This window comes from Bordetella pseudohinzii, from assembly GCF_000657795.2.
In the GTDB taxonomy this organism is placed as follows: domain Bacteria; phylum Pseudomonadota; class Gammaproteobacteria; order Burkholderiales; family Burkholderiaceae_B; genus Bordetella; species Bordetella pseudohinzii.
Map to the genome: position 1 here is coordinate 61416 of NZ_JHEP02000003.1, position 14059 is coordinate 75474.

15 protein-coding genes and 1 riboswitch are annotated in these 14059 nt (G+C 68.3%); of the genes, 7 read left to right on the top strand and 8 right to left on the bottom strand.

From position 1 onward, the window contains the following. The first annotated feature begins 46 nt into the window (after positions 1 to 46). Positions 47 to 925, top strand: coding sequence for a LysR substrate-binding domain-containing protein (locus L540_RS04620; protein ID WP_082149562.1), 879 nt, complete (start codon positions 47 to 49; stop codon positions 923 to 925). On the opposite strand, the gene L540_RS04625 is transcribed toward L540_RS04620, so the two are convergent. The 6 genes from L540_RS04625 to L540_RS04650 form a co-directional block, all read right to left on the bottom strand. After that, positions 909 to 1529 (bottom strand): glutathione S-transferase C-terminal domain-containing protein, encoded by a 621-nt coding sequence (locus tag L540_RS04625; RefSeq protein ID WP_068945262.1) that lies wholly within the window; start codon positions 1527 to 1529, stop codon positions 909 to 911. The two genes, L540_RS04620 and L540_RS04625, sit on opposite strands and share 17 nt — an antisense overlap. A 99-nt stretch (positions 1530 to 1628) precedes the next feature. After that, on the bottom strand, positions 1629 to 2906 hold the full coding sequence (locus L540_RS04630; protein WP_043210707.1) for an amidohydrolase family protein: 1278 nt from the start codon (positions 2904 to 2906) through the stop codon (positions 1629 to 1631). A 15-nt stretch (positions 2907 to 2921) separates the two neighbouring features. Then, positions 2922 to 3866: an ABC transporter permease gene (locus L540_RS04635; protein WP_043210704.1), complete on the bottom strand. Its 945-nt coding sequence runs from the start codon at positions 3864 to 3866 to the stop codon at positions 2922 to 2924. A gap of 10 nt (positions 3867 to 3876) precedes the next feature. Then, complete coding sequence (locus L540_RS04640; protein ID WP_043210702.1) at positions 3877 to 4950, bottom strand: ABC transporter permease; 1074 nt, start codon at positions 4948 to 4950, stop codon at positions 3877 to 3879. Further along, a complete protein-coding gene (locus L540_RS04645) occupies positions 4947 to 6476 on the bottom strand; it encodes an ABC transporter ATP-binding protein (protein ID WP_043210700.1) in 1530 nt (509 codons plus the stop codon). The genes L540_RS04640 and L540_RS04645 overlap by 4 nt, the downstream gene beginning before the upstream one ends. Then, positions 6473 to 7486 carry a BMP family protein gene (locus L540_RS04650; RefSeq protein WP_043210699.1) on the bottom strand — a complete coding sequence of 338 codons (1014 nt, stop codon included), beginning with the start codon at positions 7484 to 7486 and terminating at the stop codon, positions 6473 to 6475. Before L540_RS04650 ends, L540_RS04645 begins: the two co-directional genes overlap by 4 nt. 279 nt (positions 7487 to 7765) lie before the next feature. On the opposite strand from L540_RS04650, the gene L540_RS04655 reads away from it, so the two are divergent. From L540_RS04655 to L540_RS04675, 5 genes are all read left to right on the top strand, one after another. After that, positions 7766 to 8707 (top strand): VTT domain-containing protein, encoded by a 942-nt coding sequence (locus L540_RS04655; protein ID WP_048025886.1) that lies wholly within the window; start codon positions 7766 to 7768, stop codon positions 8705 to 8707. A gap of 18 nt (positions 8708 to 8725) precedes the next feature. Beyond that, positions 8726 to 9655, top strand: a complete 930-nt coding sequence (gene panE, locus L540_RS04660) for a 2-dehydropantoate 2-reductase (RefSeq protein WP_043210697.1) — start codon at positions 8726 to 8728, stop codon at positions 9653 to 9655. 108 nt (positions 9656 to 9763) lie between these two features. Beyond that, positions 9764 to 10375 (top strand): NAD(P)-dependent oxidoreductase, encoded by a 612-nt coding sequence (locus L540_RS04665; protein WP_043210695.1) that lies wholly within the window; start codon positions 9764 to 9766, stop codon positions 10373 to 10375. An 87-nt stretch (positions 10376 to 10462) separates the two neighbouring features. After that, positions 10463 to 10915: a nuclear transport factor 2 family protein gene (locus tag L540_RS04670; protein WP_053073164.1), complete on the top strand. Its 453-nt coding sequence runs from the start codon at positions 10463 to 10465 to the stop codon at positions 10913 to 10915. Between the two features lie 15 nt (positions 10916 to 10930). Beyond that, positions 10931 to 11425, top strand: coding sequence for a nucleoside 2-deoxyribosyltransferase (locus L540_RS04675; protein WP_043210692.1), 495 nt, complete (start codon positions 10931 to 10933; stop codon positions 11423 to 11425). A gap of 12 nt (positions 11426 to 11437) precedes the next feature. On the opposite strand, the gene ribB is transcribed toward L540_RS04675, so the two are convergent. After that, positions 11438 to 12112 (bottom strand): 3,4-dihydroxy-2-butanone-4-phosphate synthase, encoded by a 675-nt coding sequence (gene ribB / locus L540_RS04680; protein ID WP_043210690.1) that lies wholly within the window; start codon positions 12110 to 12112, stop codon positions 11438 to 11440. A 99-nt stretch (positions 12113 to 12211) separates the two neighbouring features. Further along, positions 12212 to 12357: riboswitch (FMN riboswitch) on the bottom strand. 194 nt (positions 12358 to 12551) lie between these two features. On the opposite strand from ribB, the gene L540_RS04685 reads away from it, so the two are divergent. Then, positions 12552 to 13487: an SDR family oxidoreductase gene (locus tag L540_RS04685; RefSeq protein ID WP_068945263.1), complete on the top strand. Its 936-nt coding sequence runs from the start codon at positions 12552 to 12554 to the stop codon at positions 13485 to 13487. Positions 13488 to 13496: 9 nt separating this feature from the next. Here L540_RS04685 and L540_RS04690 read toward each other — a convergent pair whose 3' ends face one another. Beyond that, positions 13497 to 14003: an SET domain-containing protein gene (locus tag L540_RS04690; RefSeq protein WP_043210688.1), complete on the bottom strand. Its 507-nt coding sequence runs from the start codon at positions 14001 to 14003 to the stop codon at positions 13497 to 13499. Positions 14004 to 14059 lie beyond the last annotated feature (56 nt).

Below are 14059 nucleotides of genomic sequence, written 5' to 3' on the forward strand. Positions count from 1 at the left end.
TGCGGTAAGGTAGCGCTTTGCTCCCGTGGGCCGGTTGGGCTTTGCCATGCTGATTCGATCCTTACGCTCCTTTCTCGCTTTGCAACGCTACGGAACCATCGTCGCGGCCGCCGAAAAAGTCCATCTGTCGCAGGCGGCGATCAGCGTGCAGCTCAAGAACATGGAAGACGAGCTGGGGGTCGCGCTGTTCGTGCGCACGCGCCGCTCGCTGGAGTTCACGGCGGCCGGGCAGCAGATGGTGCCGCTGGCCGAGCAGATGGTGTCGCTCTACGAAGAAATGAAGGCCCTGCAGACCGGGCGGCCCCTGGGCGGCGTGTTGTCGCTGGGCGTCATCATCAGCGCGCTGGCCGGCGTGATGCCCGAGGTATTGCGTCAGGTGACGGAGGCCAATCCGGGGCTGGAGGTGAAGATCATCGCCGGGATCTCGGGCGACCTGGTCGCCCAGGTGGATCGCGGCGCGCTGGACATGGCTATCGTCACGCAGCCGCCGGAGCGCTTTCCGACCAACCTGGCGGTGCATCATCTGTACAGCGAGCCCTTTGCCCTGATCACGCCGTCCCAGGCGCCTTGCGATGATGTGGTCAAGGCCTTGAATTCATCCATGCCCTATATCGCTTTTGACCGCGGCACCTGGGCCGGCCGCCTGATCGATGAGTACCGGCTCAGGAGCGGCCTCATCAACCGGCCCGCCATGGAGCTCAATTCGCTCGACGCCATCGCCGGCCTGGTCAGGCAGGGCCTGGGCACGTCCATCGTGCCGCTCATCCGGGGCGCGAGCTGGCATCAGAGCCGTGATCTGCACATCATGCCCCTGCCGAATTTCGTGCGCCCGGTGTCGCTGGTCACGCGCCAGGACCAGCGCGACCCCATGCGCATCGCCCTGCTCGACGCCATCAATACGGTGCTGGCTAGGCAAACGCGGTAAGCGCCTGCCGCACGGCGGGACGGGCGTGCACCGTCTCGAACCAGGCGCGCAGGCGCGGATGTTCCGGCCACAGGATGCCGTGTTTTTCAGAAGCGCGCAGCCACGGAAAGATCGCCATGTCGGCGATGGAATACTCTTCGCCGCCGAAGTAGGCGTGCGAGGCGAGGTGCTGATCCATGACGCCGTGCAGGCGCTTGACCTCGTTGCCGAAGCGTTCGATGGCGTAGGGCAGCGCCTGCGGCGCGCCGTGGCGGAAATGATTGGATTGGCCCATGACCGGGCCCACCGCGCTCATCTGGAACATCAGCCATTGCAGCGTCCGATGGCGCGCCGCGCCTTGGGCGGCCAGGAAGCGGCCGGTTTTCTCGGCCAGATAGATCAGGATGGCGCCGGATTCGAACAGCGTCAGGGCCTGGCCATCGGGGCCGTCGGTATCGACCAGCAAGGGAATCTTGCGGTTGGGGCCCAGCGTGCTGAAGGGCGGCTGGAATTGATCGCCGCGGCCGATGTCGACCGGAAGCAGTCTGTGCTCCAGCCCGCATTCGCGCAGCATGATGTGGACTTTGTGGCCGTTGGGCGTGGCCCAGGAATACAGATCTAGCATCGCGCCTCTCTCCTATGAGGTAGAAAAATATAGGAGAGAGGCGCGGCGAAGACCATCAAGTAATTGCAATGCTGAATATCGGATTTGCCGATACTCGGCTCAACGCCCCAGCTGGAAATCCACGCTGCCGGGCCGGCCCGGCAGGTTCAGGCTGGCGCGCGCCGGGGGCGTGGTGGCGATGATGCGGCCGCCGCGCAATACGGCCAGCCGCGTGGCGCGCAGGCGCAGCGCCTCGACCGGATCGCGCGCCTGCAGCAGCACCAGGTCGGCGCGCTTGCCGACTTCCAGGCCGATGTCCTTCAGGCCCAGGATGGCCGCCGGCGTGGCCGTCACCGCATCGAAGCAGGCGCGCATGGCGTCGCGCCCGGTCATTTGCGCGACGTGCAGGCCCATGTGCGCGACTTCCAGCATGTCGCCGCTGCCCAGGCTGTACCAGGGGTCCATCACGCAATCGTGGCCAAAGGCCACCGGGATGCCGGCGGCCAGCAGTTCGGGCACGCGCGTCATGCCGCGGCGCTTGGGATAGCTGTCGTGGCGGCCTTGCAGCGTGATGTTGATCAGCGGGTTGGCGATGGCCGCCACGCCGGCTTCGCGCATCAGCGGCAGCAGCTTGGAGACATAGTAGTTGTCCATCGAGTGCATGGACGACAGGTGCGAACCCGTCACGCGGCCTTGCAGGCCCAGGCGCTGGCTCTGGTAGGCCAGGCTTTCGATGTGGCGCGACAGCGGATCATCACTTTCGTCGCAGTGCATGTCCACCAGCAGGCCGCGTTCGGCGGCCAGTTCGCACAGGATGCGCACGGACTCGGCGCCATCGGCCATGGTGCGTTCGAAATGCGGGATGCCGCCGACCACGTCCACGCCCATGTCCAGGGCGCGCTGCAGGTTCTGCAAGGCATTGGGCGAACGCAGCAGGCCATCCTGCGGGAAGGCCACCAGCTGCAGATCCAGATAGGGCTTGACGCGCTCGCGCACGTGCAGGAGGGCTTCGACGGCCAGCAGGCGCGGATCACAGACATCGACATGGCTGCGGATGGCCAGCAGGCCGCGCGCCACGGCCCAGTCGCAATAGGCCAGGGCGCGCTCGACCAGGGCTTCCTGGGTGAGCAGGGGCTTGAGTTCGCCCCATAGCGCGATGCCTTCGAGCAGCGTGCCGGATTGGTTCACGCGCGGCAGCCCATAGGACAGCGTGGAGTCCATATGGAAATGGGCGTCGACGAAAGGCGTGCTGACCAGCTGGCCGCCGGCCTCCAGCGTCTGGCCGGCTTCGGCGGCCAGCTGCGGCGCCATGGCCGCGATGCGGCCGTTCTCGATGCCGATGTCCAGAGGACCGCGGCCGTCGGGCAGCATGGCGTTGCGGATGATGAGATCAAGCATGGGACGTCCTTGGAATCAGCGCTCGCCCTTGCGGTAGGGCTTCATCAGGGCCTGGGGATAGGCGGCGCGGCGCGCCACGATGACCAGGGCCAGTATGGAAAGAATGTAAGGCAGCATCAGGTAGATCTGGTAGGGCAGCGCCGGCAGGCCGGGCAAGGCGCCCTGCTGCAGGCGCAGCTGCAGGGCGTCGAAGAAGGCGAACACCAGGGCGCCGGCCAGGGCCTTGCCCGGCCGCCAGGAGGCGAACACCACCAGGGCCACGCAGATCCAGCCGCGGCCGTTGATCATGTTGAAGAAAAAGGCATTGAAGGCCGACAGCGTGAGAAAGCTGCCGGCCACGCCCATCAGGGCCGAGCCCGCCACGATGGCCCCCATGCGCAGCCTGATGACCGACAGGCCCTGCCCTTCGGCGGCGGCGGGGTTCTCGCCCACCATGCGCAGCGCCAGCCCCATGGGGGTGCGGTTGAGCAGCCAGGCGATCAGGGGCACGGCCACCAGCGCGCCCAGCGTCATGGGCGTCAGCCCCGCCAGCACCGGGCCGACGAGCGGCAGTCCCGCCAGGAACTTCATTTCGGCGAAGGGCACGATGGTCGGCGGCGTCTCGACCTTGGGGAAACTCACGCGGTAGGCGAAATACGAAAGACTGGTCGCCAGCATGGTCACGCCCAGGCCCGAGACATGCTGCGACAGGCCCAGGGGCACGGTCAGCACCGCATGCAGCAGGCCGAACACGGCGCCGGCCAGGGCGGCGGCCAGCACGCCCACGTAGAGCGGCGCGCCGAGATAGACGACCAGCCAGCCCGTGAAGGCGCCGGCCACCATGATGCCTTCGATGCCCAGGTTGAGCACGCCGGCGCGTTCGCACATCAGCACGCCCAGGGTGCCCAGGATGAGCGGCGTGGCCAGCCTGAGCGTGGCGATCCAGAAGCTTGCCGATCCCAGCAAATCCATCCATTCCATTGCGAGATCCTCAGGCGGGGTTGCGGCGCAGCCGGTATTGCGAGAACAGCGTGGCCACCAGCATGGACAGCAGCGAGGCGGCGACGATCACGTCGGCGATGTAATTGGGCACGGCGATGGCGCGGCTCATGCTGTCGGCGCCGACCAGCATGCCGGCCACGAAGATGCTGGCGGCGATGACGCCCAGCGGATGCAGGCCGGCCAGCATGGCGACGACCACGCCGGTGTAGCCATAGCCGGGCGACATGTCCAGGGTCACATAGCTGGTGCGGCCGGCGACTTCCAGCGCGCCGGCCAGGCCGGCCAGCGCGCCCGACAGCATGGCCGTGCCCAGCATGACGCGGTTGACCGGCAAGCCCAGGAAACGCGCGGCGTGCGCATTGGTGCCCACCGCGCGCATCTGGAAACCGAACACGGTATAGCGGTTGAGCAGCCACAGGCCGACGGCCAGGCCGGCGGCCCACAGGAGGCCGGTATGGGCGCGGGTGCGCTCGATCAGCTTGCCCAGCTCCAGGTCGCCGTTCAAGGCCACCGATTGCGGCCAGCCCATGGCCATCGGGTCTTTCATGGGGCCGTCCAGCATCATGGACACGAAAAGCAGCACGATGAAATTGCCCAGCAGCGTGGTCACGACTTCGTCCACGCCCAGCCGGGACTTCAGGATGGCCGGGATGAGCAGCAAGAGCGCGCCGGCGGCCGCGGCTGCCAGCAGCATGCCGCCGAACAGCAGCGGCAGCGGCAGGTCAAAGCCCGTGCCGCCATGCAGGCCGCCCACCGCCACGGCGGCCAGCGCGCCGAGGTAGAGCTGGCCCTCGGCGCCGATGTTGTAGAGGCGCGCGCGGAAGGCCACCGCGCAGGCCAGGCCGGTCAGCATGAGCGGCGTGGCGCGCGTGAGCGTCTCGGACAGGGCAAAGCGCGAGCCGAAGGCGCCCTCGAACAGCAAGGCATAGGTGCGGCCGATGGGCGCGCCCGCCCAGGCCACCAGCAGGGTGCACACCAGCAGGGTGAAGGCGATGGCCGTCAGCGGCGCGACCGCCAGCACGAAGCGGCTGGGTTCGGGACGCCGCTCCAGGATAAAACTCATGTTGAAACTCCAGTCATGGCCAGCCCCACGGTGGCGGGGGTCCATTGATCCACCGGCCGGTCGGCGACCAGGCGGCCGGCGCACAGCACGGCGATGCGGTCGGCCAGCGCGAAGATCTCTTCGAGGTCTTCGGAGACCAGCAGGATGCCGGCGCCGCGCTCGCGGGCGGCCAGCAGTTGTTCGCGCACATAGGCCACCGCGCCGATGTCCAGGCCCCAGGTGGGCTGGTCGGCCACGATGAAGCGCGGCTGGCGCGACAGGGCGCGCCCCAGGATCAGCTTCTGCATATTGCCGCCGGACAGGCTGCGGGTGCGCACATCCAGCGAGGCGGCGCGCACGTCGTACTGGCGCGCGATGCTGGCGGCATGGGCACGCGCGGCCTGCGCGCGGATCAGCCCGTGGCGGGCGAAACGCGGGTCGCCGAGGTCTTCGACGATGGCGTTTTCCCACAAGGGGCTGTCGCCGATCACGCCTTCATGATGGCGGTCTTCCGGAATGCGGCCGACCTGCGCGGCGGTCCAGCCGGCCGGCGTGCGCGGCGCCGGGGTGCTGGCGCTGCCCAGGCGGATGCTGCCGTCCGAAGGCTGGCGCAGGCCGGTCAGCACCGATACCAGCGCCTGCTGGCCGTTGCCGGCCACGCCGGCGATCGCGACGATTTCATGTTCGTGCACGGTGAGGTCCAGGGCGTCCAGCAAGGGAACTTTGCCGGAGGCGGCCTGCACCGTGACCTGGGACAGGCGGATGACGGGCGCGAGCTGGTCGCGCGGCGCGGCCGCCTGGGCGCGAGGCATGACGACCTTGCGGCCCACCATGAGTTCGGCCAGTTCGGCGGCATGGGTGTCGGCGGTGGCGCGCTCGGCGACCAGGCGGCCGGCGCGCAGCACGGCCACGCGGCGCGATACCGCCATGACCTCATCGAGCTTGTGCGAGATGAAGATGACGGCCAGGCCCTGCTCGACAAAGCCGCGCAGCGTGGCGAACAAGGCCTGGGCCTCCTGCGGCGTGAGCACGGCCGTGGGTTCGTCCAGGATGAGGATGCGCGCGCCCCGGTACAGGGCCTTGAGGATTTCGACGCGCTGTTTTTCGCCCACCGACAGCGTGCCCACGCGCGCGTCGGGGTCCACGGCCAGGCCGAAGCGCTCGCCCAGTTCCACCAGCTTGCGGCGCGCTTCGCGCCGCGCCGAGGCAAGCTTCCAGAGCGATTCGGTGCCGACCATGACGTTGTCCAGCACGGTCATGTTGTCGGCCAGCGTGAAATGCTGATGGACCATGCCGATGCCGGCGGCCAGCGCCGCATCCGGGCGGCCGGGCGGCAGCGGCTGGCCAAAGACTTCGATGCGCCCCGCATCGGCCACGTAATGGCCGAACAGGATGGAGACCAGGGTGGACTTGCCCGCGCCGTTCTCGCCCAGCAGGGCGAGCACCTCGCCCGCGTCCAGCGCGAGCGAGATGTCGTCATTGGCCGTCAGGCTGCCAAAGCGCTTGGTAATCCCTGTCAAGCGCAGGGCAGTGGCGGCTGGCTTCATTTGCTGGACTTGGGTTCGCTGTCGACGACCTTGACGGTGAAGCTGCCGTCCAGGATGGACTTCTGGCGCGCCTGGACGCGGGTCATGACCTCGGCGGGCACCTTGCCCTCGAAGCTGCCCAGCGGCGCCAGTTCGGAGCCCTTGTGCTTCATCAGCGAGTACTGGCCGTAGTCTTCGGCCTTGAAACCGCCGGCCTTGACCGCGTCCAGCGCATGGCCGATGGTCGGCTCCATATTCCAGAGGGCCGAGGCGACCACGGTCTCCGGATACTGGGCCTGCGTGTTGACCACGTTGCCGATGGCCAGCTTGCCGCGCTCCTTGGCGGCGTCGGACACGCCAAAGCGCTCGGCGTAGAGCACGTCGGCGCCCTTGTCGATCATGGCGAAGGCGGCTTCCTTGGCCTTCGGGGGATCGAACCAGGAACCGATGAAGGTCACGGTGAAGCGGGCCTGGGGATTGATCTCCTGGGCGCCCGCCATGAAGGCCTGCATCAGGCGGTTGACCTCGGGGATGGGGTAGCCGCCCACCAGGCCGATCTGGCCGCTCTTGCTCATGCCGGCGGCGATCATGCCGGTCAGGTAGGCCGGCTCCTGGATGTAGTTATCGAAGACGGCGAAGTTGGGCTGCTGCGGCTTGCCCGAGGAGCCCATCAGGAAGGCGGTCTTGGGATAGTCCTTGGCTACTTTGCGCGCCGCGGCCTCGACCGCGAAGGCTTCGCCCACGATGAGGTTGTTGCCCTGTTCGGCGTATTGGCGCAGCACGCGCTCGTAATCGGCGTTGCTGACGTTCTCGGAATAGACGTAGTCGATATCGCCGTGTTCCTTGGCCGCGTTCAAGGCCTTGTGGATACGCGATACCCATTGCTGTTCGACGGGCACGGTATAGACCGCGGCGACCTTGGTCTTGGCCGGCGCCTGGGCATGGGCCATGCCGCCGATCAGCGCCAGGCTGGCAGCCAGGCCGAGTTTGAGCAGACTGCGACGCGCAGCACCACGGAAAAAGGATGTCATGTGAGTTCCTATGGAGGTCGGGACCGGAGCGGTGGCGCGCCTTGCGCGCGCCCGCTCCTGGCGAAGCAAGTTGTATGCCATTGCCGCAAGGCGCGAAAGTCGGGCAAACCTTCGGGCGGGCAGGCACCGCGGGGGGGAATTGTACGCACCAGGACGGCGCTCTGCCTGCACCCTGGAGGGGCCGGCCGATACGCGGACAGGGATGTTGCCCGGTTTGGGGGCGGTCCGGCCTACACTTGGCGCATTGGCCGCCGTTCGCGCGGCCCCATGGTCTGGTGTATGCACGATATTCTGTCCCTGTTAGCGCAGTACGGCGGCTGGCTGGTCTTTTTCAACGTCCTGACGGAGCAGGCCGGCCTGCCGGTGCCGGCCTATCCCCTGCTGGTGGCCGCGGGCGCCATGTCGGCCGGCCCCGGCGGCTGGCTGCTGGCCTGGCTGCTGGCGGCGCTGGCCTGCGTGTTGGCCGACACCGCCTGGTATCTGGCCGGACGGCGCTATGGCGGGCGTCTGCTGGGCCTGGTCTGCAAGCTCTCGCTGTCGCGGGATTCCTGCATCCGCCAGACCCAGGGCCTGTATCTGCGCGTGGGGCCGCGCTCGCTGCTGGTGTCCAAGTTCCTGCCCGGCGCCGGCGCCCTGGCCACCATCATGGCCGGCCTGACCGGCACCCCGTACCGGCGTTTCCTGGGCTATCAGCTGGCAGGCTCCCTGCTCTGGGCCGGATCGGCCCTGCTGCTGGGCGCCCTGTTCCGGGGCATCGTGACCGACATCCTGGACGCGCTGGACCGCTATGGGGTGATGGGGCTGGCCCTGCTGGCCGGCCTGCTGGCGCTTTATCTGGCCGTCAAGGCGCTGCGGCGCATGATCCTGGTGCGCAGCCTGCGCGTGGTGCCCCGCCTGAGCCTGGAGGAGCTGCTGCGTTGGCAGGCCGATGGCCGGCCCATGGTGATGATCGATGTGCGGCCCGAAGGCCAGCGCGAGGCCCAGCGCATCCCCGGCGCGATCGCCGTGGACGTGCGGGCGCCGCTGGAGACGCTGCGGCTGCCCGAAGCGTCCATCGTGGTCTATTGCGCCTGCCCGAACGAGATTTCGGCGGCTCGCCTGGCCGCCCGGCTGCGCGCGGCCGGTTTTGTCGATACCTGGGCCCTGGCCGGCGGCTATGAGGCCTGGCTGCGCCGCGAACAGACCGGGACCGGCCTGGCGGCCGATAATGCCGGCCGCTGACGATTTGAGGAGAGGGGCATGAGGATTCTGGTGTTGGGCGCCGGCGGGACCGGCGGTTTCTTTGGCGGGCGGGCCCTGGAGGCTGGCGCGGACGTGAGTTTCCTGGTGCGCCCGGCGCGGGCGCAGAAACTCCAGGCCGAGGGCCTGCGCATCAAGAGCCCGGCGGGCGACGCCGTCCTGCATCCCAGGCTGGTCACGGCCGACACCCTGGCCGCCGATTACGACGTGATCATCCTGAGCTGCAAGGCCTATGACCTGGACAGCGCCATCGAGGCCCTGCGCCCGGCCATGGGCGAGCAGACCGCAGTGCTGCCCATCATGAACGGCGTGCTGCAGTACGACATCCTGGACCGCGAGTTCGGCGCGCACCGCGTGCTGGGCGGTCTGTGCCAGATCAACGCCACGCTCGGGCCGCAGGGCGAGATCGTGCAGATGGGCACGATGGCCAGCCTGGTCTTCGGCGAGCGCGCCGGGCAGGCGCGCAGCCCGCGCTGCGAGGCGCTGGAGGCGGCGCTGGCCGACGCGGCCTTCGCCAGCCGCCTGAGCGAAAACATCCACCAGGACATCTGGGAAAAATTCGTCTTCCTGACCACGCTGGCCGCGGCCACCTGCCTGATGCGCGGCTCGGTGGGCCAGATCTGTTCGACCGAGGGCGGCGTGGACTTCATGCGCGATTTATTGCGCGAATCGCAGCAAGTCGCCGCCGCCAGCGGCCATCCGGTGCGTCCGCAGGCCGACGCTTCGGCGCTCAAACTGCTGACCGATCCCGCCCAGCCCATGACCGCTTCCATGTTCCGCGACCTGCGCCAGGGTCTGCGCGTGGAGGCCGAGCATATCGTGGGCGATATGGCGCATCGCGGCAGCACGTTGGCGGTCGACACGCCGCTGCTGCGCCTGGCCCGCAGCCATCTGCAGGTCTACCAGGCGCAGCGCGCGACTGGTGCATAGAATGCAATAGTGTGTCTGCCCGGGCGGGATAGGCGGCCGGCCGGGCGGCGGCTAGCATGAAGGCATTCGTCGGCGCCTGTTCCGGGCGCCCGTTCAAGGAGTGCATTCATGAAAGTCGCCCTGATAGGCATTACCGGCCGCGTGGGTTCGCGCCTGGCCGATGAGTTGCTGCGCCGCGGCCACCAGGTCACGGGCATCGCGCGCCAACCCGCCGATGCGGCGCCGCGCCAGGGCCTGACGGTCAAGCAGGGCGATGCCGCCGCGCCGGCCGCGCTGGCGCCGCTGCTCGCCGGCCACGATGCCGTCATCAGCGCCGGACGTTTCGAGTCCATGGACGCGGCGGCCTTGCTGGCGGCGGTCAAGCAGGCCGGCGTGCCGCGCCTGTTGGTGGTGGGCGGCGCGGGCAGCCTGGAGGTGGCGCCCGGCCGCGCCCTGATCGACACGCCCGAGTTTCCCGCGGCCTACAAGCCCGAGGCCAGCGCCGGCGTGCGCTTTCTGCGGACGCTGCGCGGCGAAACCGCCGTGGACTGGACCTTTCTGTCGCCGGCCGCGCTGTTCGAGCCCGGTGCGCGCACGGGCCATTTCCGCCTGGGCGGCGACCAGCTGATGGCCGATGCCAGCGGCAACAGCCATATCTCGATGGAAGACTACGCCATCGCCCTGGTCGATGAGCTGGAGACGCCCCGTCACAGTCGCCAGCGCTTCAGCGTGGCCTACTGAGGCCGCCCACCGTTGTATTGAGCCGACCGGCCGCCGCGAGCGGCCGGCTTTCCCTTACACTGGCCTGCCACGATCTCGGGGCAAGGCATGAAGAGGTTCAAGACGTTGATGCTGGCCTGGGCGGCCTGCGCCTGTCTGGCGGCCGGCGCGGTCCAGGCGCAGGGTGTCCAGCAGAACAAGGAACTGGTGCTGTCCTTTTTCCGCCTGATGTTCCAGGAACACCGGGTGGAGGAGGCGGTGTCGCGTTATGTGGATAAGCGCTATGTCCAGCACGACCCCTATCTGGAGTCCGGCACCGCGCCGCTGAGGGATTTCTTCACGCTCTACTTCGAGCAGAATCCCCAGGCCTCGGCCGACATCAAGCGCGTCATCGCCGAGGGCGATCTGGTGGTGGTGCACAGCCTCTGGAAAGAGGCCGCCGAAGACCGCGGCCAGGCCGTGGTCGATATCTTTCGCGTGGCCGAGGGCAAGATCGTCGAGCACTGGGGCGTGAGCCAGGAGATTCCCGAGAATCCCGCCAATGCCAACGGCATGTTCTGACCGCGGGGCACAAGCATGCAACGCATCTATCTCGCCGGCTTCGACGTCTTTCGCGCCGATTCGCTGGCCCATGGCGAACGCCTGAAGGCCTTGTGCCGCGAATACGGCTACGAAGGCCTGTATCCGCTGGATAACCAGGCGCCGGCCAGCCTGTCCGGCCCCGCGCTGGCCGACTGGATCTACCGTCAGAACGTCACGCTGATCCGCCGGGCCGACTTCGTCATGGCCAACCTCAATCCCTTTCGCGGCGCCGAGCCGGATTCCGGCACGGCCTTCGAGGTGGGCTATGCGGTGGCGCTGGGCAAGCCGGTGTGGGCCTATGCCCAGGATGGGCGCCCCTTGATCGAGCAGCTGCCCGCGCAGCGGGCGCCCGATGGCCGGCATGTCGATGCCGAAGGCTATACGGTCGAGGATTTCGGCCTGCCCTTGAACCTCATGCTGGCCTGCGGCGTGCGTTGGGTCCAGGGAGATGCGCGCGCCTGCCTGCGCCGGCTGGCCGCCGGCGCCTAGTTTCCGTTCTGCTCAGGCCGCGACCGCCAGCGCCGGCGCTTCCTGGCGCGCGCGCAGGTGGTCGGCCAGCTCGGCAATGGTCAGCGCCACCAGGCCCTGGGCGGCCGCGTAGCGCTCCAGCGAGGCGCCGCGCATCATGGTGCCATCGGCATTCATCAGTTCGCACAGCACGCCAGCGGGCCGCAAGCCGGCCAGCCGGGCCAGGTCGACCGAGCCTTCGGTGTGGCCGCGGCGGGCAAGCACGCCGCCGGCCTGCGCGCGCAAGGGGAAGACGTGGCCGGGGCTGACGAGGTCGGCGGGCTGGGCGCCGGGGGCGATGGCCGCGCGTATGGTCGTGACGCGGTCCAGGGCGGACACGCCCGTGGACACGCCGCTGGCGGCCTCGATGGAAACCGTGAAGGCCGTGGCATAGCGGCTCTGGTTGCGTTGCACCATGGGCGCCAATTCGAGCTGATCCAGGGTTTCGCCCGGCAGGCAGAGGCAGACGATGCCGCTGCCGTCGCGGATCAGCTGGGCCATGACGGGCACGGTCAGCTTGTCGGCGGCCACGATGAGGTCGGCCTCGTTTTCGCGGTCGAAATCGTCCATGAGAATGATGGGGCGGCCCAGGCGCAGATGATGCAGGGCGCGTTCCAGCCGCATGGAAAAGGGCTGGGCAAACAGCGGGGAAACGGTGTGATGGGACATTGAAACGCTCTCGCTAGAGTAAATGGGCGAAAAACGTTCCAGGGCTACGACAGCCAAACGCAATACCGCCTGGACGCCAAGCCCGGGCGGGTTGTGCCGGCACATCTTCTTTCATCCGGACTGTGACCGTCGGCCCTGGCATCTCACCAGATCTGCTGACCCCGGCATAGGCCGGGCGCTCGCGGGCTCGCCGCATTGCGCGGCATACCGCCGGTGGGGAGTTTCACCCCGCCCTGAAGACGTACTGCAAGGCCGTGTGTTTCTGACACGGCAAATGCGATTGTACGCCGCCGGCGCGCCGGCCGGGGGCATAAGCCCATAACCGCGGGCGGGGATTGTTCACGTCAAACGGACAATGAATTCCATTTTGGCCCATTGCTCGGTCGCCTCGCAGTGTCTATCTTGCAGGGGTGGCGATGCATCAAGGAAAGTCATGCCAATGGCAAATGAAACCGTTTTGGTCGTGGGCGCAACGGGCCGCTTCGGCAGCCTGGTCGTTCCGGCGCTGAAGTCGCGCCAGCTGCGCGTGAGGGTGCTGGCGCGCCATTCGGCCAAGGCCGAAGCCGCTCTGGCCGGCGGCGCCGACGAGGCCGTGCTGGGCGATCTGCGCGATCCGGCCAGCCTGCTGGCCGCGGCGCGCGGCGCCACGGGCGTGTACTACCTCGGGCCGGCGCTGGTCCCCGACCAGAAGACGCTGGGCCTGAACATCGTGCATGCCGCCCGGGCGGCCGAGGTGCGGCGTTTTGTCTTTTCCTCGGCCATCCGGCCGCTGGACGATCCCCAGGCCAAGCGGGATGTGGAAAACGCCTTGTATGACTCCGGGCTGCAATACACCGTGCTGCGTCCGGCGCACTTCATGCAGAACCTGCTCGACATCTGGCCGGCGGTGCAGCAAACGGGTTTGCTGGCCGAGCCCTACGACAGTTCGGCGCGGCTGGCGCGCGTCGATTATCGCGATGTGGCCGAGGTGGCGGCCATCGCCCTGAGCGGCGACCGGCTGGCGCATGCCTCGCTGGAACTCTGCGCCGAGGGCATGCACAGCCGCCATGACGTCGCGGCGATGATGAGCCAGTTTCTGGGCCGCAGCGTGCGCGCCGGCGTGCAGGATGTCGGCAGCTGGGCGGAGCAGGCCCGCCTGCGCTACGACCCGCAGCAGCAGGCGCAGATGCGCCGCGTGTTCGATTATTTCGACCGCCAGGGCCTGCAGGGCAATGCCATCACGCTGCGCGCCGTGCTGGGGCGCGAGCCGCGCAGCCTGCGCGACTTCGTGGCCGAGATGGCGGGGGTGGCCCGCCCGAGCCGCGCCCGTCCGCGGCCCGCGCCGTCGCGCACGCCGCCGCGGACCTCGCAGCTCAATTGGATGGACCTGTCCTGAGCCGCAGGCTCAGGCGGCTTCGGCCGATTTTTTCTTGCTGGCCTTTTTCTTCTTGGGCAGCGCCAGCATGGTGCCGCGGCAGTCTGCCGTGCCGCACAGGCAGCGGTAGCCTTCTTTCAGGGTTTTGGTGATCTTGCCGTCGAGCACCAGGCCGTAGTCGTAGGCCAGCTCTTCGCCGCGCGCGATATCGCGCAGCGCAACGATGTATACGCGCTTGCCATGGCGGCCTTCCTGGGCCTCGCAATTGGGCGTGCAGGAGTGGTTGATCCAACGGGCGTCGTTGCCCTGGTCGCCGCCATCGATGACCTTGCCCGAACTCAGCGCGAAGAAAAAGGTGTGGAAGGGGTCGTCCGGATTGGTGGGATGGCGCCGGTCGGCTTCGGCCGCGCTGATGCGCTCGCCGCCGTACTCGATGATGCGCGTGCCCGCCGGGATCTTGCGCGCGGCGAACACGCCGTTGCCATGCAGCTTGGAGCGGCGCACGGCATACCAGGGTTTTACGGTCTCGGTGGTCATGGAGTGGTGGCTTTATGCAGGAAGCCGCGAAACGGCGGCAGGGCGCGCGCCATTAT

Coding starts and splice junctions, on each gene's coding strand:
- L540_RS04620 (WP_082149562.1), top strand. CDS start 47: ATGCTGATTCGATCCTTACGCTCCTTTCTCGCTTTGCAACGCTACGGA.
- L540_RS04625 (WP_068945262.1), bottom strand. CDS start 1,529: ATGCTAGATCTGTATTCCTGGGCCACGCCCAACGGCCACAAAGTCCAC.
- L540_RS04630 (WP_043210707.1), bottom strand. CDS start 2,906: ATGCTTGATCTCATCATCCGCAACGCCATGCTGCCCGACGGCCGCGGT.
- L540_RS04635 (WP_043210704.1), bottom strand. CDS start 3,866: ATGGAATGGATGGATTTGCTGGGATCGGCAAGCTTCTGGATCGCCACG.
- L540_RS04640 (WP_043210702.1), bottom strand. CDS start 4,950: ATGAGTTTTATCCTGGAGCGGCGTCCCGAACCCAGCCGCTTCGTGCTG.
- L540_RS04645 (WP_043210700.1), bottom strand. CDS start 6,476: ATGAAGCCAGCCGCCACTGCCCTGCGCTTGACAGGGATTACCAAGCGC.
- L540_RS04650 (WP_043210699.1), bottom strand. CDS start 7,486: ATGACATCCTTTTTCCGTGGTGCTGCGCGTCGCAGTCTGCTCAAACTC.
- L540_RS04655 (WP_048025886.1), top strand. CDS start 7,766: ATGCACGATATTCTGTCCCTGTTAGCGCAGTACGGCGGCTGGCTGGTC.
- panE (WP_043210697.1), top strand. CDS start 8,726: ATGAGGATTCTGGTGTTGGGCGCCGGCGGGACCGGCGGTTTCTTTGGC.
- L540_RS04665 (WP_043210695.1), top strand. CDS start 9,764: ATGAAAGTCGCCCTGATAGGCATTACCGGCCGCGTGGGTTCGCGCCTG.
- L540_RS04670 (WP_053073164.1), top strand. CDS start 10,463: ATGAAGAGGTTCAAGACGTTGATGCTGGCCTGGGCGGCCTGCGCCTGT.
- L540_RS04675 (WP_043210692.1), top strand. CDS start 10,931: ATGCAACGCATCTATCTCGCCGGCTTCGACGTCTTTCGCGCCGATTCG.
- ribB (WP_043210690.1), bottom strand. CDS start 12,112: ATGTCCCATCACACCGTTTCCCCGCTGTTTGCCCAGCCCTTTTCCATG.
- L540_RS04685 (WP_068945263.1), top strand. CDS start 12,552: ATGGCAAATGAAACCGTTTTGGTCGTGGGCGCAACGGGCCGCTTCGGC.
- L540_RS04690 (WP_043210688.1), bottom strand. CDS start 14,003: ATGACCACCGAGACCGTAAAACCCTGGTATGCCGTGCGCCGCTCCAAG.